Source organism: Vibrio rubrogenes (genome assembly GCF_059641415.1).
On sequence record NZ_JCARSY010000004.1, the window covers coordinates 23527 to 43722 of the forward strand.

General features: G+C 47.5%; 15 protein-coding genes. 8 read left to right on the forward strand and 7 right to left on the reverse strand.

All coding sequences use genetic code 11. The features are described from left to right. Positions 1-5: 5 nt before the first annotated feature. On the reverse strand, positions 6-1511 hold the full coding sequence (gene ytfR, locus AC55NX_RS04595) for a galactofuranose ABC transporter, ATP-binding protein YtfR (RefSeq protein WP_496994667.1): 1506 nt from the start codon (positions 1509-1511) through the stop codon (positions 6-8). A gap of 96 nt (positions 1512-1607) precedes the next feature. Then, entirely contained in the window at positions 1608-2567 is a 960-nt protein-coding gene (ytfQ, locus tag AC55NX_RS04600; protein ID WP_496994668.1) for a galactofuranose ABC transporter, galactofuranose-binding protein YtfQ, read from the reverse strand. A 564-nt stretch (positions 2568-3131) separates the two neighbouring features. Between ytfQ and AC55NX_RS04605 the strand changes: the two genes are divergently transcribed. Beyond that, positions 3132-5141 carry a methyl-accepting chemotaxis protein gene (locus tag AC55NX_RS04605; RefSeq protein WP_496994669.1) on the forward strand — a complete coding sequence of 670 codons (2010 nt, stop codon included), beginning with the start codon at positions 3132-3134 and terminating at the stop codon, positions 5139-5141. Positions 5142-5213: 72 nt separating this feature from the next. Here AC55NX_RS04605 and AC55NX_RS04610 read toward each other — a convergent pair whose 3' ends face one another. The 3 genes from AC55NX_RS04610 to AC55NX_RS04620 form a co-directional block, all read right to left on the reverse strand. After that, complete coding sequence (locus AC55NX_RS04610; RefSeq protein ID WP_496994670.1) at positions 5214-5954, reverse strand: 5'-nucleotidase, lipoprotein e(P4) family; 741 nt, start codon at positions 5952-5954, stop codon at positions 5214-5216. A 312-nt stretch (positions 5955-6266) separates the two neighbouring features. After that, positions 6267-7619 (reverse strand): glutathione-disulfide reductase, encoded by a 1353-nt coding sequence (gene gorA, locus AC55NX_RS04615; RefSeq protein ID WP_496994671.1) that lies wholly within the window; start codon positions 7617-7619, stop codon positions 6267-6269. A 49-nt stretch (positions 7620-7668) separates the two neighbouring features. Beyond that, positions 7669-8508, reverse strand: coding sequence for a 23S rRNA (adenine(2030)-N(6))-methyltransferase RlmJ (locus AC55NX_RS04620; protein ID WP_077336137.1), 840 nt, complete (start codon positions 8506-8508; stop codon positions 7669-7671). Positions 8509-8714: 206 nt separating this feature from the next. Here AC55NX_RS04620 and prlC point away from each other — a divergent pair, with 206 nt between their 5' ends. From prlC to AC55NX_RS04645, 5 genes are all read left to right on the forward strand, one after another. After that, complete coding sequence (gene prlC / locus AC55NX_RS04625) at positions 8715-10757, forward strand: oligopeptidase A (RefSeq protein WP_496994672.1); 2043 nt, start codon at positions 8715-8717, stop codon at positions 10755-10757. A 246-nt stretch (positions 10758-11003) separates the two neighbouring features. Then, positions 11004-13178 carry a DNA helicase II gene (uvrD, locus tag AC55NX_RS04630; RefSeq protein ID WP_496994673.1) on the forward strand — a complete coding sequence of 725 codons (2175 nt, stop codon included), beginning with the start codon at positions 11004-11006 and terminating at the stop codon, positions 13176-13178. A gap of 24 nt (positions 13179-13202) precedes the next feature. After that, positions 13203-13505 (forward strand): TfoX/Sxy family protein, encoded by a 303-nt coding sequence (locus AC55NX_RS04635; RefSeq protein WP_496994674.1) that lies wholly within the window; start codon positions 13203-13205, stop codon positions 13503-13505. A gap of 89 nt (positions 13506-13594) precedes the next feature. Next, complete coding sequence (gene yqfB / locus AC55NX_RS04640; RefSeq protein ID WP_496994675.1) at positions 13595-13912, forward strand: N(4)-acetylcytidine aminohydrolase; 318 nt, start codon at positions 13595-13597, stop codon at positions 13910-13912. A 245-nt stretch (positions 13913-14157) separates the two neighbouring features. Next, complete coding sequence (locus AC55NX_RS04645; protein WP_496994676.1) at positions 14158-14370, forward strand: hypothetical protein; 213 nt, start codon at positions 14158-14160, stop codon at positions 14368-14370. Between the two features lie 562 nt (positions 14371-14932). On the opposite strand, the gene ggt is transcribed toward AC55NX_RS04645, so the two are convergent. Both ggt and rarD read right to left on the reverse strand, forming a co-directional pair. Next, entirely contained in the window at positions 14933-16699 is a 1767-nt protein-coding gene (gene ggt / locus AC55NX_RS04650) for a gamma-glutamyltransferase (RefSeq protein WP_496994795.1), read from the reverse strand. A 222-nt stretch (positions 16700-16921) separates the two neighbouring features. Further along, entirely contained in the window at positions 16922-17830 is a 909-nt protein-coding gene (gene rarD / locus AC55NX_RS04655; protein ID WP_496994677.1) for an EamA family transporter RarD, read from the reverse strand. Positions 17831-18049: 219 nt separating this feature from the next. Between rarD and recQ the strand changes: the two genes are divergently transcribed. After that, positions 18050-19888: an ATP-dependent DNA helicase RecQ gene (gene recQ, locus AC55NX_RS04660; RefSeq protein WP_496994678.1), complete on the forward strand. Its 1839-nt coding sequence runs from the start codon at positions 18050-18052 to the stop codon at positions 19886-19888. After that, the gene (locus AC55NX_RS04665; RefSeq protein WP_496994679.1) at positions 19881-20183 is read left to right on the forward strand and encodes a DUF3630 family protein; all 303 of its coding nucleotides are present in this window, start codon (positions 19881-19883) and stop codon (positions 20181-20183) included. The genes recQ and AC55NX_RS04665 overlap by 8 nt, the downstream gene beginning before the upstream one ends. Positions 20184-20196 lie beyond the last annotated feature (13 nt).

Consider the following 20196-nt stretch of genomic DNA (forward strand, 5'->3'; position numbering starts at 1 on the left):
ACGCCTCACATAGCGATCGCTTGCATTATGTTGGGGACAGACAGATTTTCCGCCGGAATTTCTGCCACTTGTTTTCGATCTCTGAGCACAATCACGCGATCAGCGTAACCAACCAGTTCTTCCAGCTCGGAAGAGATGACCAGCAAGCCCAGTCCATTGGCACACAAGGACTCAATCAGACGAATGATTTCAGCGTGCGCACCGACATCGATTCCCCGGGTTGGCTCATCGAGGATCAGAAACTTCGGTTTGGTTAATAACCATCGGGCGAGGAGGACTTTTTGCTGATTACCGCCCGATAAGAATTCGATCGGTTGCTCCATACTTGGTGTTTTGATTGACAACTGGTTGATAAAACGTTTCGAAGCGGCTTCTTGCTCCGCCCGGGACAGCGGACGGAACCAGCCTCGCTGAGCCTGTAGCGCCAGGATGATATTCTCACGCACGGATGCCGATGCAATAATGCCGTCGGTTTTTCGGTCTTCGGGGCAGAAGCCGAGCCCTAAAGATGAAGCTTGTCGGGCCGAACGAATTTTGATTGGTTTGCTTTTGATATAGCTTTCACCGCTATCGTTGGGCTCTATGCCGAAAATGACTTGCGCGGTTTCAGTCCTGCCTGAGCCAAGCAGGCCGGCTAAACCGACAATTTCACCGGGATAGACTTCAAGATCAAACGGTTCAATGGTGCCTTTTTTACCGAACTGAACAAATTTCGCGATAGGGTTATCACTAAGGCGGGTTTTGCCGACTCTTGCCAGTGCGTTGTCTTCGAGCTCACGACCGAGCATCATTTTGATTAACTCAATACGCGGTAGTTTGGCCGTCTCCTCGGAACCAACCAATTCTCCATTTCTGAGTATCGTGATGCGATCACTCACCGCGTAGACCTGATCTAAAAAGTGGGTAATAAAGACCAGACTGATCCCTTGGTCGCGCAAATCACGCATGATGCCGTACAGCATTTCCACTTCATTACTGTCCAGACTGGCGGTCGGCTCGTCGAGAATCAGAATTTTTGCAGAAAGTGACACGGCTCTCGCGATGGCAATCACTTGCTGAATCGCGACAGAAAAATGATTGAGCGGTTGAGTGACATCGATATTGAGGTTGTATTGCCTGACAATCTCCCTCGCCTTGGTCTGCATCGTTTTGCGATCAACGAAACCAAATTTTTTGGGTTCGTGACCAATAAACAGGTTATCCATAATGGACATATTCGGCAGCAGATTGACCTCTTGATAAACGGTACCGATTCCCAACGCTTGCGCATCAGCGGTACTTTGCGGATTGATGGGGTTTCCATCTAACAGAATGTCACCGCTGTCACGCTGATAAACCCCAGTCAACGACTTAATTAATGTGGACTTTCCTGCACCGTTTTCGCCAAGCAATGCCATGATTTCACCCTTTCTCAGAATAAAATCAACATTATTCAGGGCTCGTACTCCGGGAAAATATTTGCAAATTCCTTTGGCATGTAAAACGATGTCATTATTATTTTCCAATGACATAATCACTCCAATTCTGGCTGACTTTCATCCCGCCTCACCTTGTAGTTTGGCGGGATAATTCAGAATTAATGACCATCCGGTCTTATTACCTTCAGGTTAATAACCCATGTTTTTTTTCAGCTCCAGTTGTGCTGGCGCATCGGCAGGTTCAAAGAATTTAGATTCAGTTTGAATATGTTTAGGAGGAATTGTTCCGTCTTTTTTATAGGCGATGAGCGCGTCAAATGCAGGGCCAGCCATATTCGGTGTCAGTTCGACAGAGGCGTTTGCTTCACCGGCCATCATGGCTTTGAAAATATCAGGTACACCGTCGATAGATACAATCAAGATATCACTGCCCGGTTTCAGACCCGCTTCCTTAATCGCTTGAATTGCACCGATTGCCATATCATCGTTATGCGCATAGACCGCACAAATATTTTTTCCGTTGGCTTCTGCTTTGATAAAACTTTCCATAACTTCTTTGCCTTTACTGCGAGTGAAGTCACCAGATTGAGTACGGATAATATTTACATTAGACGCTTTGCCAATCGCGTTGGCGAACCCTTCTTTACGGTCTAAAGCCACACTGGCACCGACGGTGCCTTGTAATTCAACCACATTACATTTTTTGCCATTGACTTTATCGATCAGCCAGTTACCGGCAACTTCACCTTCATGAACGCTGTCGGCAGCGACAGATGTCATATACAAGGAGTCATCATCGACAGTAATGCCCCGGTCTAACAAAAATACGGGGATATCATAGTCACGCGCTTCTTCTAGTACCGGTTCCCAGCCAGTCTGGACGACAGGAGCAATAAAAATTGCATCGACACCTTGCGCAATAAAAGAACGGACGGCTTTGATTTGGTTTTCTTGCTTTTGCTGGGCATCAGAAATCTTCAGAGTAATCCCTCGTTTTTCTGCTTCCGTTTTTGCCACACTGGTCTCAGCTGCACGCCAGCCAGATTCAGAACCGATTTGTGAAAAGCCAACAGTGAGTGTTTTTGCCAATAAACTTCCTGATAGCAAGATGCTACCGATCGCTGTGGCGATTGCTATTTGTTTTAACATAGGATTCCCTTTTAGTTTCACGTTACTTTTGTTGTTGTAATCAAAATAGTTATGGGACCAGTCAAGGTGCCACAATTATAGTAATGAGCAATAATTGAGCGATGCGAGAGCTTAATCACAAATAGATTTCGGTAGCATAATTGTCCATGTATACAGCATCCAATGGGCTATATCGGATGAATCGATCACGCTAAATGTGGAATTCTCAGAGAGATTGACTGAAACCCTTCATTAGATCGGGTTCATATTTTGTGTGCTTTAGTCGAGATATGGATACTGCGGATACCAGAGTCAAAGCTGTGAATTACGGGCGTGTGAGCAATGTTCAAACCAAATTGTCGTCAACTCGGATCCACACGCATAGCATCCCATATATTTTATTCTTCTATCGGGTTTCAATGATTCAAACTATCTCATATTTATGTGAAGTCGTCAGGGGATAAAGCTGAACTCAAACCCATGCAATTGCATATCAGTAGTAAGTAACCTATACGTTATTTATTGGTGGTATAGATACTTGGTTACATAGATACGTTCGCCCCGTACGATGCTTAAGGATAACAGATGCAGCCGATAAAATTACTCGTGACTTGGATGGAAAATGTCTCGTTAAAGCGAATATTACAAATGTTAACGTTGTTCTTCGTGATTGTGATTACAGGCTTGGTCTCTTATACCGTTATCGCGCTCAACCTGCAAAAAAATGATAGCTTAGTCATCAATATTGCGGGGCGTGAGCGAATGCTTTCGCAAAAAATTACCAAGGAGTTTTTTTTAGCGTTACAACAGGCGACCCTGACCAATAAAGCTCCTGATTTATCCAAAATTAATGCGACCCAAAAGCTTTTTGAAGTCTCGTTAGAGGCGCTGAATAAAGGTGGTCAAACCTACTTGGATTTGACCATGCAACAACCGGTGACTCTCCCGCCAGCGTCAGAAAAAGCATCTCAACAGCTCAATAAAGTGATGGCCTTGTGGCGTGAACAGCAACAGATGATGGCCAATATCTCCGGTGCCGATGCTCAACCTGAAGTACTGCAAAAAATTAATGAGCAAAGTTTAGCAATCCTTCAAAACATGAATATTGCGGTTTCTCTGTTTGCTGAGGAATCAGACCAGAAGATCTTAGCTATGGAGCGTAACCAAGTCATTGCTGCAATATTGGCGATTCTGCTGTCAATCATCGTGGTTACGCTGGTTGCCAGAAGTGTTCTGAGAACGGTTAATCAAGCGCTGGAGACCACTGATCGGATATCGTCCGGAAATCTAGTGAGTGATGGTAATCAAGTCTTTGGCAAAAATGAGCTTGGATCACTGTTGAAGAATATCGAACAAATGAGAGCATCTTTGCATCATGTGATTAATTTGGTGAAACGTAACAGTCGTCAGATGGCACATTCTGCCCAGCAAGTGGCGGATGTTTCTACGGAGATATCCAGTGGCAGCAAAGCGCAACGCGAAAACTCATCTGAAGTCAGCACAGCAATCAACTCGTTGCTGGAAACCTCTCAGATTGTCAGTGACACCATCGAACGCACCTCCCAAATCTCACAAGACACCTTGACGATCGCACAAGAAGGTATTGTTTATGTCAATGAAAGTATTGAGGAATTGAAAAAAGCGGTGGTGTCGGTCAATAACGCATCTGAGCAGATGGAAGCGCTGAAAAACTTTACCGCCCAGATTAATGAAATCACAGAATCGATTCATAACATTGCAGAACAAACCAATTTGTTAGCCTTAAATGCGGCCATCGAAGCCGCCCGGGCAGGAGAGCAGGGACGAGGATTTGCCGTTGTTGCCGATGAAGTGAGAAACCTTGCGGGAAGAACATCCAGTTCCAGCAAGGATATTTCAGACTTGATCAGCCAGTTAACTGAAAAGGTTGAAAGTTCAGTGGTTTCTATGCAGTCGGTGGTTTCAGCCGTGTACCAATCACAACAAACATCAGAGAAAACGGTAGAGGCATTCACCTCGATGTCTGATGGTATCGGTGATACCACTACAAGTACCGAGACCATCCATCAGTATAATCAGCAGCAAACCAAAAACTTGAATTATTTGGATGATAAACTCAAAGACCTGTTTGTGGTATTAACGGAAAGCTCTGATAAAGCCGGGACGACCTCGATGGTGGCGGGTGACTTGTACGATATCTCTGAACAGTTAGATCAACAAATCAACGGCTTCAAAACCCATGTCAGTGATGCTGTAGCCAAAGCACAAGGTGAGCAGCGCAACTCTCCGCGGGCGGGTAATAAACTGCGGGTGAAATTATTACAAGGTCAACGGACTATCGAAGGGATTACCAGTGATATTAGTATGGATGGGATTAAGATTCGCACAACATCGGCATTAAATGGCAAAGAGATCGTGACACTTCAGTTCCATTTACCTGAGCAACTAAAACATTCCGGCCCGAATCCACTGATTGTCAAAGCCAACATTGTTCATACCAAGCAGCAACAGGAGAACTATGACTATGGCTTGAAATTCACGGGACTCTCTGAGGCGCAGCACTCGGCGCTCAAATTGATCTTTAAGCACTTCAACGAGTCTTATCGTTATCAGTAAGCAGTAACATTCAGATCTGAAACGATATAGGTGCCTCTGACTATTCTGTCAGAGGCGTAATCGCAAGGGATACTATTTCTCGCTCCAAGAGTTTAACGATGCTTTTTTCCAGGCTCCGTAACTTGCATTCGGCAAAACAAACCAATCGACGCCTAGGTGGGCTTTATTCTTCTCAACTAAATTTCGGTTATAGTCGGTATCCTGTTTGTTTTTAAATTCGGCAGCAAAATCTGGCAAACTGTCACCCAGTAACATGACAATCTTGTGCCGGGCAGCGACTGACTGACGACGTTGCTCCTTGGTTTTTCCATAAAGCAGCACATGACTTTCCTCAGCTTGTGGGATTCCTAATGCTTTCAGGGTCTCGATGGTATAAGACTTGTTTTCATTAAAACGGTCAGACACATAGTAAATATTCAGTCCCAGTTTGTTTGCCTGATCAATAAAGGCTTTGGCGCCCGGGATCAGCGTCGGATGGCCTTTGATCTCCCAGTCTGACCAAGTATCCCAAGTGGTGTAATCGACACAGTTTTCCATATCACGTACCAGCAAAGGGGTATTATCAAGAACAGTCTCATCGAGATCGAGCACGACAGCCAGTTCTTGGGGCTTTTGGTCGCTCTGCTTTAAGATGGTATGCAGACGTTCCGTCGCTAAATGATAGGTTTGCAGCTGAATCGCTTTGATTTCAGCAGACTGTTGTTGGTAGCGTAACGCCATTTCATAACTTTTCGGCTGACAGATGTCGTCACTGGCCCAAGATAAACCTGATACAGTCATCAGTGCCACTGATAATATCGCATTGGTTTTCACTGTTTTTCCTTTTGATGTCTAATTATTTTTAACGCCTAACAGCCAATATTTTATGCACGGGTTCTGCTTGTAAGTCAAATTCATTATTTAAATTGATTAAAAATCATTAATTTAAATTGATTGAATAAATAAAATTGCATCACTTCATATTTTCGTAATAATTAGTGGTCATTATGATCGGTTACCCTCCGGTCGGAGGTGCGCGTGATATCAGGGATGAGTGAATGAGTCAGCCATACGAAACTAGCCCACCGGCACATGATGCACCGGTGGGCTAGTTGCTGATTTAAAGTATGTTCTGTCGGTGATGATCTACATAGTAACGAACTCTTCCGAGCCGGTCGGGTGAATGGCCACAACCGCATCGAAGTCGGCTTTGGTTGCGCCCATCTTCATCGCCACAGCGAAGCCTTGAATCATTTCATCGACCGTAAAGCCAATCCCGTGCAGGCCGACCACTTTTTCATCCGGACCGACGCAGACCAGTTTCATCCGGCATGGCTGACGGTGTTGGGTGACAGCGGTATACATCGCAGTAAAACTCGATTGATAGACTTTGACGTTGTCTTCGCCAAACTTAGCAATTGCTTCGGGCTCAGTCAGGCCGATGGTGCCGATTGGCGGGTGACTGAAGACCACGGTCGGAACCAGATTGTAGTCCATTTTTGCATCGTGCTTGTGGTTGAACAGCCGCTCAGACAATTGACGTCCGGCCTTCACTGCAACAGGCGTGAGCTCGATGCCACCTGCCATGATATCACCGACACAATAGATACCCTCAACATTGGTTTGCTGGTACTCATCGACTTTGATGTAACCTTTCTCATCTGTTGCGACGCCGGTGGCCGCCAAATTGATCGCATCGGTTGCCGGGTGACGACCAATCGCCCAGATGACTTGGTCAACATTTTGCTGTTTCCCGTTTTCCAGATGTAGCGTCAGGCTGCCGTCTGCTTCTTTGACAATGGATTGCGGCACGGAGTGCGTATGAAGTGTCGGACCTTCTGCGGCCATCACTTCCATCAGGGTTTCAATCACCATCGGGTCAAAGCTGCGCAGCGGTGATTCCTTACGGCAGAACAGATGAGTCTCTGTGCCTAAGGCATTCAGTACACCGGCAATCTCAACCGCAATGTAACCGGCTCCGATGACGGCCACACGCTTGGGCTGTGCCTGTAAATCAAAAAATCCATCAGAATCGATACCGTATTCTGCTCCCGGAATGGCAGGGATCGACGGACGACCACCGACGGCAATCAGGATATGATCTGCGGTGTAATGCTCACCATTGACTTCGACGGTCTTCGCATCGACAAATTTGGCGAACCCGCGAATTACTTCGACTTTGTTGTTGCCCAGAACACGGTTATAAGACTGGTGGATCCGACCGATATAAGCCTGACGGCTTTCCACCAGTTTTGACCAGTCAAAACCGTTGAGTTGAGCATCGAAACCGTAATCTTTAGCGTACAGATGAATGGCTTCCGCTATCTGAGCGCCATGCCACATGACTTTTTTCGGCACGCAGCCGACGTTGACACAAGTGCCGCCTAAATCTTTGGCTTCAATCAGCGCGACTTTCGCGCCATATCTTGCTGCACGGTTAGCTGATGCGATACCGCCACTGCCGCCGCCGATACAGATATAATCAAAATGTGTTGCCATTACTTTCTCCGTTATTCTAAGTCTGTCTATGTCTGGGGTCGTCACGAACTTATTCAGGGACAACCCACTGGAGTGTTGTGTGTCCGGTTTCCGGTGCGATAACCGATTGCAGATACGGTAAAATCTCTTGCATCTGAGTTTCCAGTGTCCAAGGGGGATTAATCACAATCATGCCGGATGCGGTCATGCCCCTTTCGTTGTTGTCTGGTGCAACCCCCAGCTCGATTTGTAGTATTTTACGAATTCCCAACGATTCTAATCCTGCCAGCATATCATCTATATTGGCTCGGTAAACCACCGGATACCAAATCGCATAGATGCCGGTGGCCCAACGTTTATAGCTCTGGGCAATCGCCTTGACGACGTCTTGATATTCATGCGCCAGTTCGTAGGGCGGATCAATCAGCACCAGTCCGCGACGCTCTTTGGGCGGCAGGCTGGCCTTGAGACAACGGAAACCATCATCTTTATAAATACTGACCTGTGAATCACGCGCAAACTCTTGTTGGAGCAGCGGATAATCACTGGGATGAAGTTCGGTAAGCACCATGCGATCCTGTGCTCTTAAATGCGCCTTGGCGACCCGGGGTGAGCCGGGATAGTAGCGTAGTGTCTCTGACGCGTTGAGCGTTTGAATCGCTGCCAGATAGTTTTCCAAAGCCTGAGGCAGGTGTGACTGCTGCCAGATTCGGCCAATACCTTGTTTGTATTCACCGGTTTTTTCTGACCATTCGTGCGTTAAATCATACCGCCCGGCACCCGAATGGGTGTCGTGGTAGACGAAAGGTTTCTCTTTCTTTTGCAGCGCAGTCAGAATCAGACTCTGTACCGTATGTTTAAGGACATCGGCATGATTGCCTGCATGGAAACTGTGGCGGTAACTTAACAAAGTGTGCTCCCCGAACCGAATATGGATGAATACAGAATTACCGAGATTATACGTGAAGATAAGATCGTTGTGATGATCTGTTGCTATTGAAAATCGTAGAATCTACCTATATTTACTATTTGTAATGTCTATTGGCTTTCAGATGCCGTTTCAGCGAGAATCATCTGTCTGTGTGCCTGATGCTTTCAAAATAAAAGGAATCGTTTATGTCGAACCCACTGCTCACCTTTACGGACTTGCCGCCGTTTTCTCAGATTCAACCTGAACATATCAAACCGGCGATCGAACAGGCGATTGCCAACTGTCGGACTAAAATCGAGGCGGTGCTTGAAGGCAATACTCAGCCGAGCTGGGAAAACCTGATTGCCCCGATTGAAGAGGTTGATGATCACTTAAGCCGGATCTGGTCACCGATCAGCCATATGAATTCGGTGGTGAACAGTGAAGCATTGCGGGAAGCGTACGAAAGTTGTCTGCCACTATTGTCTGAATACGGCACATGGGTCGGACAGCATAAGGGGCTGTTTGAGGCGTATCAGAAAATTCGTGCCAGCGAAGCGTATCAGTCTTTATCTCAGGCTCAGCAAAAAACGATTCGTGATGCATTAAGAGATTTTGAACTGTCTGGTATCGGTCTGCCGCTGGCTGAGCAAAAACGCTATGGCGAAATCAGCAAACGGATGTCTGAATTAGGCTCCAAGTTCTCCAACAATGTGCTTGATGCCACTATGGGCTGGACCAAACATATCACCGATGAAAGCGAATTGTCCGGTCTGCCGGAGAGTGCTTTGGCAGCGGCAAAAGCGGCCGCTGAAGAAAAAGGGAAAGACGGATATCTGCTGACGCTGGAAATGCCATCTTACCTGCCGGTGATGACCTATTGTGACAATCAGGCTCTGCGTCAGGAAATGTATGAAGCCTACGTCACCCGCGCCTCGGATCGCGGCCCGAATGCTGGCAAGTGGGATAACAGCGATATCATTGCCGAGCAGCTTAAACTTCGCCATGAAATTGCCAAAATGCTTGGATTTAATTCTTTCAGTGAAAAGTCACTGGCAACCAAAATGGCTGAGTCTCCGGAACAGGTACTGACGTTCCTCAATGATTTGGCCAAACGGGCTAAACCGCAGGGTGAAAAAGAAGTACAGCAACTGCGTGATTTCGCGAAAGAGAACTTCGGTATCGAGCAACTGGAACTGTGGGATATTGCGTATTTCAGTGAAAAGCAGAAACAGCATTTGTTCCAGATTTCGGATGAAGAACTGCGCCCCTATTTCCCTGAGTCCAAAGTTGTCAGCGGATTATTTGAAGTGCTCAACCGCGTCTTTGGTATGAGCGTACAGGAGCGTGAAGGGGTCGATACTTGGCATGAGTCGGTCCGTTTCTTTGACATCTTCGATCAGAATCAGCAGCTGCGCGGCAGTTTCTATCTTGACCTGTATGCCCGTGAACACAAACGGGGTGGTGCATGGATGGATGATTGCCGGGGACGTCGGGTGACATCATCCGGTGAATTACAGTCTCCGGTCGCTTACCTGACTTGTAACTTCAACAGACCGGTTGGTGGCAAACCCGCGCTGTTTACCCACGATGAGGTCGTCACGCTGTTCCACGAATTCGGTCACGGTATCCACCATATGCTGACGCTGGTTGATGTCGGTGCCGTCTCTGGGATCAACGGTGTACCGTGGGATGCGGTCGAATTACCCAGTCAGTTTCTGGAAAACTGGTGTTGGGAAGAGGAAGCCCTTGCGTTTATTTCCGGTCATTACGAAACCGGCGAACCGTTACCCAAAGCAATGCTGGAGAAAATGCTGGCCGCGAAAAACTTCCAGTCTGCAATGTTTATCCTGCGTCAGCTTGAGTTCGGGCTGTTCGATTTCACCCTGCACACCAACTATGATCCGGAGGTCGGCCCGCGCGTCCTAGAGACGTTAGCCGAAGTGAAAGCAAAAGTTGCGGTGTTGCCAAGTCTGGAGTGGAACCGTTTCTCGCACAGCTTCAGTCATATTTTTGCCGGGGGTTACAGTGCAGGTTATTACAGCTATCTCTGGGCGGAATTGCTCTCGTCCGATGCGTTCTCCCGTTTTGAAGAAGAAGGGATTTTCAATCCGGAAACCGGACAGCGTTTTCTGAATAACATTCTGGAAATGGGTGGTAGTGAAGAGCCGATGGAGTTGTTCAAACGCTTCCGAGGCCGTGAGCCACAGATTGATGCACTGCTGCGTCATTGTGGCATTGCCGCTTAAATCTTCATTTTTATACCTTGATGTAAAAAAGCCCTGTGACATGTCACAGGGCTTTTTTTATCAGCTCTAAACCACCGCTTGTGTGATTAAATGAATCAAATGTGACGTCTGTATGATGTATTGATGCGAATGTCAGTACCGAAAGAAACCGATGTGATAGTACAAAGATCACAAAGACAGGCGAGCATTTGATGGCCATTTATGGTTATAATCGTCACCCATGTATAAATAGCCAGTGATGTCACCATGATGGATCCCTCTCTCTTAATCGACGGTTTAAATGATAAACAGCGGGAAGCTGTTGCAGCCCCTTTGCAGAATTTGCTGGTACTGGCCGGTGCTGGGAGTGGTAAAACCCGGGTATTGGTCCACCGAATTGCCTGGCTGATGACCGTTGAACAAGCTTCACCGTTTTCGATTATGTCTGTGACATTCACCAATAAGGCTGCTGCCGAGATGCGCGGCCGGATTGAAGCACTGATGATGGGCAGTGCTTCGGGGATGTGGAACGGGACTTTCCACGGCATCTGCCACCGTATCTTGCGCGCCCATTATCTTGACGCCAAATTACCGGAAGATTTTCAGATTATTGATTCTGAAGACCAGCTGCGTTTAATGCGCCGACTGGTCAAAGCGCAGAATCTGGATGAAAAACAGTGGCCGGCTCGTCAGGTTTGCTGGTGGATTAACGGTAAGAAAGATGAAGGGATTCGGCCACAGCATATCGATACCTATCATGATCCGGTGACTACGACTTATCTGCGGTTATATCAGGCCTATCAGGAAGCTTGTGACCGTGCCGGCTTGGTGGATTTCGCGGAAATCCTGCTCAGAACGCAGGAGTTATTGCGAGAGAATCAGTTTATCCGCGAACATTATCAGGCTCGCTTTAAACATATTCTGGTGGATGAGTTTCAGGATACCAACAATATCCAGTACGCCTGGCTACGGCTGATGGCTGGCCCCGATTGTCATGTGATGATTGTCGGTGACGATGATCAGTCTATTTATGGCTGGCGGGGTGCCAAGGTTGAAAATATTGAGAAGTTTGCTCAGGAATTTCCTGCGGTAAACACGATCCGGCTCGAACAGAACTACCGTTCCACCCAGACCATTCTGGAAGCGGCGAATACGCTGATCGCCAATAACACCGAACGGATGGGAAAAAACCTGTGGACGGAAGGGCAGAAGGGCGAATCCATTTCGGTGTACTCAGCTTATAACGAGCTGGATGAAGCCCGTTTTGTGGTGAACAAGATTAAAGTATGGCAGGACGAAGGCGGCGCATTGCAGGATACCGCCTTGCTCTACCGGAACAACGCTCAGTCACGGGTGTTGGAAGAGGCCTTGATTCAGGCCGGTCTGCCCTATCGGATCTACGGTGGGATGCGATTCTTCGAACGACAAGAAATTAAAGATGCATTGTGCTATTTACGGCTGATGTCAAACCGCAATGATGATGCTGCGTTTGAGCGTGTGGTCAATACGCCGACACGCGGACTGGGCGATAAAACGCTGGAAACTGTGCGTTTTGCTGCCCGTGAGCGTGGCTGTACCATGTGGCAGGCGTGTGTTCAGCTACTGGAAGAAAAAGTGCTGGTGGGTCGTGCCGGTGGTGCGATGAGCCGCTTTGTCGAACTCATCAATGCGCTGGAAGACGACACATTTGAAATGCCACTGCATCGTCAGGCTGACCATGTGATTAAAGCCTCTGGTTTGTACGCAATGTATGAACAAGAGAAAGGGGAAAAGTCGAAAGCCCGCTTGGAAAACTTGGAAGAGTTGGTGACTGCGACTCGTCAATTTGAGAAGCCGGAAGAAGCCGAAGAAATGACCATGCTGACGGCATTTCTGACCCATGCTGCACTGGAATCCGGAGAAGGACAGGCCGATGAATTTGATGATGCCGTGCAGCTGATGACGCTGCACAGTGCCAAAGGTCTGGAGTTTCCTCTGGTGTTTATGGTCGGTGTCGAAGAAGGGATGTTTCCGAGTCTGATGTCGGCAGAAGAAGCCGGCAGGCTGGAAGAAGAGCGTCGTCTGTGCTACGTCGGTATGACCCGGGCGATGAAAAAACTCTACATTACTTATGCGGAAATGCGGCGCCTGTATGGGCAGGATAAATATCACAAACCGTCTCGTTTTATTCGCGAACTGCCGGAAGGATGCCTCGATGAAGTGCGAATGAAAGCGCAAGTCAGCCGCCCGACCAGTACCGGGCGATTTAGCCAGAAAGTGGTCAAAGAAAGCTTCAACGAAACTGGCTTTAGTCTGGGGAGCCGGGTCAAACACCCGAAATTCGGCGAAGGCACTATTATTAACTTTGAAGGTGCAGGGCCACAGAGTCGTGTTCAGGTGGCGTTTAATGGTGAAGGGATCAAATGGCTGGTGACGGCCTACGCGAAGCTGGAAGCTTTATAGCTTTTTGCATGAGGGATAACAGTGATGCAACGTCTGCGTGATCTGCCAGGTTTAGGGCCTAAATCCGAACAGATGCTAATGGATGCAGGGATTGAATCCGTCGCTCGTTTGCGCGAGTTGGGAGCGGTCATAGCATATATTCACATTCGTCGGCATGGGCAGGTCAAACCAAGTCTTAATCTGCTTTATGCGTTGGTCGGTGCGCTGGAAGGCGAACACTGGCTGACGATTGCGAAACAACAAAAGGCAGATTTGATCATGCAGTTGGAAGGTTTTGACCAGCTGGAAAAATTATTTGCCGCTGAAGGTGAGTCACTTAATTTATAAGGCGTTATTTATAAGACGTTATTTATAAGACATTGCCTTCTGAAATTTGCATGAGATGACGGCTTAGTATTTTTTAATAATGGTTGTATATGAATCCAATTCCAACCCAAATAACGTTTTTTGAGTTTCTGACCCCTTTTGTGGCTGCGGGACTGAAAACGATCACCATTAGAGATCGAGCCGAAAGTCATTATGTGGTCGGCTCCCAAGTCGAGGTGTTCACTCTGGAGACTCATCAAAAGGTGTGTGATATTGAAATTATTGCTGTTGAGCCGCTTCGGTTTGATGAGATCAACCAATTCCACGCCCGGCAGGAACATCTGCCATTACCGCAACTGAAAACCTTGATTCGAGACGTCTACCCCGAGACAGATGAACTGTTTGTGATTACATTTAAGCGATTGTAATTTTAGGGAATATTTAATTTTATCCTCAGCATTAGCCGCACAGCGTGCCTAAGTCGATTATTTTTTATCCTTTTTCTCTCTTGGAAGTAATTTGTTTTGACCCCATATTCAGAAACGGAGGGTGTCGAAGCGGTTTGCCACGCCCGGAGAACCGATACCGGCGCAAAGCAGAACAAGCTTTGATACCCAAAAAATGATTCAGTGCTCTTCGTGAGCTTATTGTTGGTCATCGTGAGGTAAATGCTATGCATCGTTGCTCATCAATCAAGTTTTCAATCGCTGAGTCCGGATATCTACAAGGAATGCATACGACGCATCACTGGCCGGCAGCAATGACTTTCCCTCATTTCCCGGGAGGAAAAGTATTCTCTATTGATAATCAGTTACCCAAGCCACCACAGCGGGTGATATTTACTATCGATCTGTCGCAACTTTTGAGAGAGCGGGTTTTACATTAGCGCGGTTAGATTGACTGTCAGAGACGCATAAGAAAAACCCCGGGAGCAATTGCCCACCGGGGTTCTGTTCTTTACTTGCAGCTATCCTGCTACGATAAGTGCGTCCTGCATCTAATCCATGATCAGTCTGCTGAATCCTTCAGCCGATCCTTCCATCGCCTTCCTAGCGGTGTCCTCGACGTCCTCGTCTGCTAACCATCCTGTTAGCACGGTCATCCCTGAACGGTTCCCGACATCATCCTGATGTGCTTCACCCTTCCCGGGTGTGTCCATCGTCATCCCTGTTCGTGACCATCCTGTCAACGAATCAATTCCTTTCGATGTCCTTATGCCAACTCCCTGCTGACAAGTTATATATTACGTTTCTGTACGTATTCGGCAATCTTATGGGGCCACAGAATTCGGATGAGTAGCTGATTGATAACTGTACATTTTGTTATTATTCAATAAGTTATAATTATTCATGTGAAAATGTCGTCAGTCTGAATCTCTATTGGCTCACTCATTTGTAAGAGATCTCTTACAATCGAGCGAGTCAATTAGCTATGCTACTGGTTACATTTTATTCTCCGATCGCGATCCCTTCTCGCCGTGGATCGGCAGCCCCTTCCAGACCGTCTTTCGTGAGGCGAATTGCATGAAGTCCGGAGTTCAGATCGCGAACATTCACGTCATAGCCCATCTTTTCCAGTGCTGGTTTGAGTTGTTCTGCACGGGTGCCCTGTTCAAGATCAACGGGGCCGAAGCGATCAACAATATGGGGCATGTTTAAAGCTTGTTGGATATCTTGTCCCCAAGTCAGATGTGCGATCAGTGCCTGAGCGACGTAGCCGATAATGCGGCTGCCACCGGGAGAACCAATCGCCAGATAAGGCTGACCATCTTTTAGCACAATCGTTGGTGCCATTGAGGAACGAGGGCGCTTACCCGGTTCGACGCGGTTTGCGACGGGGGCATCTCCGTCATGGGATTTGAACGAGAAATCCGTGAGCTCATTGTTGAGCAAAAATCCCCGCACCATCAGGCGTGAACCGAACCCATTTTCAATGGTGGTTGTTATCGATACGACATTCCCTTCCCGGTCAACAATATTAAAATGACTGGTACAGGGGAGTTCAATGGCCTGATCCGTGCCGAGTCGCATGGCGTGTTGCCACGGTGGGCTTCCGGCTGAAACATCGGTGAGTGCTTTACCCGGCTGAATGAGTTGCGCACGCAGGGCAAGATAGTCTGGATCCACCAATCCCTGAGTTGGCATCGGCACAAAGTCTTCATCTGCCATGAACTTCCCGCGGTCAGCAAAGGCTAAGCGTGAAGCATCAGCGAGCACCTGCCATGATCTCTCACTATCGGGCCCCCACTTCTTCAGATCAAAGTGTTGCGCCATGGAGAGAATTTGTCCGACGGTGAGTGCCCCTGAACTGGGTGGCCCCATGCCGCAGACATCATATCCCTGATAGCCGGCACAAACGGGCTGGCGCTCTTTAATGGTATAATTGTTAAAGTCTGTTTGTGACAAAACCCCGGGATTACCGGGTGCATTGCGAACGGTTTTCACGATATCTTTGGCGATGTCTCCGCGATAGAACGCATCAGCACCACCGTTGGCGATCAGCGTTAATGTTTGGGCGTATTGCGGATTTTTGAGCAGCGTACCGGCGGGTTTAGGATTCCCTTGAGCGTCAAAAAAGTAATCGCGCGTTCCTGAATACCGGCTCAGGCGCTGGGTATCATCGGCAATTTGTTTGGCGAGACGCTGACTAATGCGAAACCCTTGCTGCGCCTGTTCAATGGCTGGGGCAAAGAGTTTTTTCCAAGGTAGCTTGCCATATTTTTGATGGGTTTCCCAAAGCAGTTTTACAGTGCCGGGAGTGCCGACAGAACGGCCACCGACAACCGCATCGTAAAATTGGAGTGGCTGTCCTTGCTCATCCAAAAACAGTTCAGGCGTGGCCTGCACAGGCGCTGTTTCTCTGGCATCAAACGTCGTGAGATGCTGTTTTTTCTGATCCCAATACACCATGAATGCTCCCCCGCCGATACCTGACGATTGAGGCTCGACTAAACCGAGCATCAGCTGTACCGCGACCATCGCATCGATGGCATTACCGCCCTGGCGAAGGATATCTGCGCCTGCTTTGGCTGCGAGTGGGTTTGCCGCTGTAACCATCCACTGTTTGGCGTGAGTCAGTGTTTTGACATCATGACCGGTGTTGATTTCTGGTGCGATAGAATCAGCTACTTGTGCTGCGTGAATGTTTAGGGTGGTGAACAACCCTGAGAGTATGAGTAATGTTTTTATTTTCACCGGGAAACCTCCATGTTGCATTAACATTTATGCAACACCTAGAATGACATCTCATGTCTCATAAATCCAGAGGCTTAATATGATTTGTATGAGGTGACTCGCTTTTGCATCACCCGGCTCAAAAACATCATCACAGTGATGTCACTGACGTGAATGCGTGATAACCGATCATCAGACCGAGGACGGAGAAAATAACACCGCATAGCCCGTCGATTTTCTGCTTCCGTCCCAAATAATTATTAATTATTTTTCTATCACAACGACAGGGCGTTTGCGATGATGACGGATACCATCATAGCTGAAGAGTATTAAGGCTCCCCAGATGAATAAGAATGTTGTCGCTTTATCGGGACTAAATGATTCGCCATAAAAAATGGTGGCCAGAATAAACATCATGCTCGGGCCGATATATTGAAAGAAACCGAGGGTTGAAAGTTTCATGCGGGTCGCCGCACCGGCAAAACAGAGCAACGGTAGTGTCGTGACCACACCGGCCATTGCGAGTAACCCATTGAGCTGGAGTGAATTCTCGGTCAGATGACTGGTCGCTGAGTTGGCAAAACCAAACAAATATATCAACGCTACCGGGACCAAAATCAATGTTTCAATGAACAAACCGTTCAATGCACTAACCATCACTTTTTTGCGCAGTAGCCCGTAAATCCCGAAGCTACCGGCAAGTGCAATGGCAATGACAGGGATCGAGCCGAATAGCACGAGTTGAATCACCACGCCAATGGTGGCAAGTGTAACTGCTATCCATTGTAGTATTCGTAGTCGCTCATTGAGAAATACCATACCCAAGATCACATTGAGTAATGGATTGATGTAATAGCCAAGACTGGCATCGAGCAGGTGATGATTATTAATCGCCCAGATAAAAATCAGCCAGTTACCGCCAATCAACACCGATGTGGCAATCAGATAATAAATTTTGCGTCGGTCTGACAGGAGATTGCGGATCATCGGCCATTGTTTGCCGAAATGTAGTAACACAGCCAACAGCAAAAAAGACCAGAGTATCCGGTGACAGATAATTTCGACCGGATTGATGTGTTCGAGCATTTTGAAATAAACGGGTGCAATGCCCCACATTAGGTAAGCGGCCAGAGCAAAGAGCACTCCTTGTCGCGCTTGCTGTTCATCGTTCATAGTTGTTCCACTAAAGTTATTGTATTCTTAATAAAACATGATGATATTGTGATCAGAAAAGCAGTATACACCACGCAAGTGAATCACATGTATTGATTTGTTCCGCTCGTTTTCGCGAGAAGGGTCGTATAATTTATGGTTTTATTCCGTATCTAACCCCACTACAATAGCTGCTGAGCATGACCATTCTTCTGCGAAACCCATCATATTGAGTATTTCATGACCGCTGCATTGATTGCCGAACAAGACGACCACGCTTCAACCACTCCAGAATCCGTACTGCATACCATCTTTGGTTATCAGACGTTTCGGCTGGGTCAAAAGGATGTGATTGATGCGGTACTGGCCGGGCAGGATAGTCTGGTTATTATGCCGACCGGGGGCGGAAAATCACTGTGTTACCAAATTCCGGCGATCATGCTTGATGGTATTACGCTGGTGATTTCTCCGTTGATCTCGCTGATGAAGGATCAGGTGGATCAATTGGTTGCCAATGGGGTTGCTGCGGCCTGTATTAATTCGAGTATGAGTAAAGAGGCGCTGATCGAGACTTATCAACGGATGAATGCCGGTACGCTGAAGTTGGTGTATGTCTCACCGGAGCGGGTGTTAATGGCCGATTTTATCGAACGGCTACGCCAGATGCAGGTAGCGATGATTGCGGTGGATGAAGCACATTGTATTTCCCAGTGGGGACACGATTTCCGTCCGGAATATGCTGCGTTGGGGCAATTGAAACAGGCCTTTCCTCAAGTACCGGTCATCGCTCTGACGGCAACTGCCGATGAATCGACGCGACAGGACATTCAAAACCGGCTGCATTTAAATACTCCCCATATCTATCTTGGTAGTTTTGATCGGCCGAATATTCGTTACGCGCTGCTGGAAAAACATAAACCGGTCTCTCAAGTGATCCGCTTTTTAGGGACCCAGCAAGGCCAATGCGGCATTATTTATTGTGGCAGCCGGAAAAAGGTTGAAATGCTGACTGAAAAATTGTGTCAGAACCATTTTCGGGCTGCGGGATATCATGCCGGTATGGATGTCGATGAACGAAATTATGTTCAGGAAGCATTTCAGCGCGATGATGTCCAGATTGTCGTCGCGACCGTAGCGTTCGGCATGGGGATCAATAAGTCGAATGTCCGCTTTGTCATGCACTTTGATATCCCTCGAAATATCGAATCTTATTATCAGGAAACCGGCCGCGCGGGGCGAGATGGCTTACCGGCAGAAGCTGTGATGCTCTATGATCCGGCTGACATGAGCTGGTTACGTCGCATTTTGGATGAAAAAGTCGATGGTCCGCAAAAACAAGTTGAAAGTCATAAGCTTAATGCCATGAGTGCTTTTGCCGAGGCGCAAACTTGCCGTCGTCAGGTGCTGCTCAATTATTTCGGTGAATATCGTGAGAAGCCTTGTGGCAACTGTGATATTTGTCTGGATCCCCCCAAGATGTTCGATGCGACCAAAGAAGCTCAGAAAGCCTTGTCTTGCGTTTATCGGGTGAAGCAAAATTTCGGGATTGGCTACGTGGTGGAAGTGCTGCGTGGGATGCAGAATGTACGGATTCGTGAAAATAGTCATGATCAGTTAAGTACCTACGGCATTGGCCGGGAACACAGCCATGACTATTGGGTCAGTATTTTCCGTCAGTTGATTCATAAAGGGTTGTTACAACAGAATATTACCCGGAATTCGACCTTGCAGTTGACCGAAGAAGCACGGCCGTTGCTGCGGGGAGAAGTTGCTCTGGAACTGGCGGTTCCACGTTTGGATACCGCAGTGAAAGCATCCAAAGCGGAGAAGCTGAGCAGCAAAACCTATGATCGGCAGCTGTTTGCCAAGCTGCGCAAACTCAGAAAATCAATTGCGGATGAAGAAGAGATTCCACCTTATGTTGTGTTCAGTGATGCAACGTTGATCGACATGGCCGATATTTTACCGACATCGTATGGTGAGATGTTAGCGGTGAGTGGCGTCGGACAAAGAAAACTGGAAAAATATGCCGATCCGTTTTTGGATTTGATTCAGGAGCATTTGACTTATCATGGCTGAGTTTTCCCTGCGCGAGTATTTGGTGGATTCCGGTGTGATCGTACTGGAGACACAAAACTTCGATTTCGATTCATTTCCTCGTTTAGGTGCCCGACTGATTGAATTGCTGCCCGCGTCGATTATCGAGAAACAGTGTGACGCCGATATCCACACTTGGTTGATTGATTTTGAAGGAACACGACTTTTTCTAAAAGCGGAACACTATGCCGGTGTCTTATGGCTTGAAACTCTCAATTCAACAGAGGATCGGGAAATCACTGATTTTCTTGCCCGGATGTTGACCAAAGGGCTGTGAGTCTCATTCATTC

What these genes read in the sequence shown, in the direction of transcription:
- recQ (WP_496994678.1), top strand. Translation starts at nt 18,050, where the DNA reads ATGACCGCTGCATTGATTGCCGAACAAGACGACCACGCTTCAACCACT.
- AC55NX_RS04605 (WP_496994669.1), top strand. Translation starts at nt 3,132, where the DNA reads ATGCAGCCGATAAAATTACTCGTGACTTGGATGGAAAATGTCTCGTTA.
- gorA (WP_496994671.1), bottom strand. Translation starts at nt 7,619, where the DNA reads ATGGCAACACATTTTGATTATATCTGTATCGGCGGCGGCAGTGGCGGT.
- ytfR (WP_496994667.1), bottom strand. Translation starts at nt 1,511, where the DNA reads ATGTCATTGGAAAATAATAATGACATCGTTTTACATGCCAAAGGAATT.
- ggt (WP_496994795.1), bottom strand. Translation starts at nt 16,699, where the DNA reads ATGCAACATGGAGGTTTCCCGGTGAAAATAAAAACATTACTCATACTC.
- AC55NX_RS04635 (WP_496994674.1), top strand. Translation starts at nt 13,203, where the DNA reads ATGCAACGTCTGCGTGATCTGCCAGGTTTAGGGCCTAAATCCGAACAG.
- ytfQ (WP_496994668.1), bottom strand. Translation starts at nt 2,567, where the DNA reads ATGTTAAAACAAATAGCAATCGCCACAGCGATCGGTAGCATCTTGCTA.
- AC55NX_RS04665 (WP_496994679.1), top strand. Translation starts at nt 19,881, where the DNA reads ATGGCTGAGTTTTCCCTGCGCGAGTATTTGGTGGATTCCGGTGTGATC.
- yqfB (WP_496994675.1), top strand. Translation starts at nt 13,595, where the DNA reads ATGAATCCAATTCCAACCCAAATAACGTTTTTTGAGTTTCTGACCCCT.
- rarD (WP_496994677.1), bottom strand. Translation starts at nt 17,830, where the DNA reads ATGAACGATGAACAGCAAGCGCGACAAGGAGTGCTCTTTGCTCTGGCC.
- AC55NX_RS04645 (WP_496994676.1), top strand. Translation starts at nt 14,158, where the DNA reads ATGCATCGTTGCTCATCAATCAAGTTTTCAATCGCTGAGTCCGGATAT.
- prlC (WP_496994672.1), top strand. Translation starts at nt 8,715, where the DNA reads ATGTCGAACCCACTGCTCACCTTTACGGACTTGCCGCCGTTTTCTCAG.
- uvrD (WP_496994673.1), top strand. Translation starts at nt 11,004, where the DNA reads ATGATGGATCCCTCTCTCTTAATCGACGGTTTAAATGATAAACAGCGG.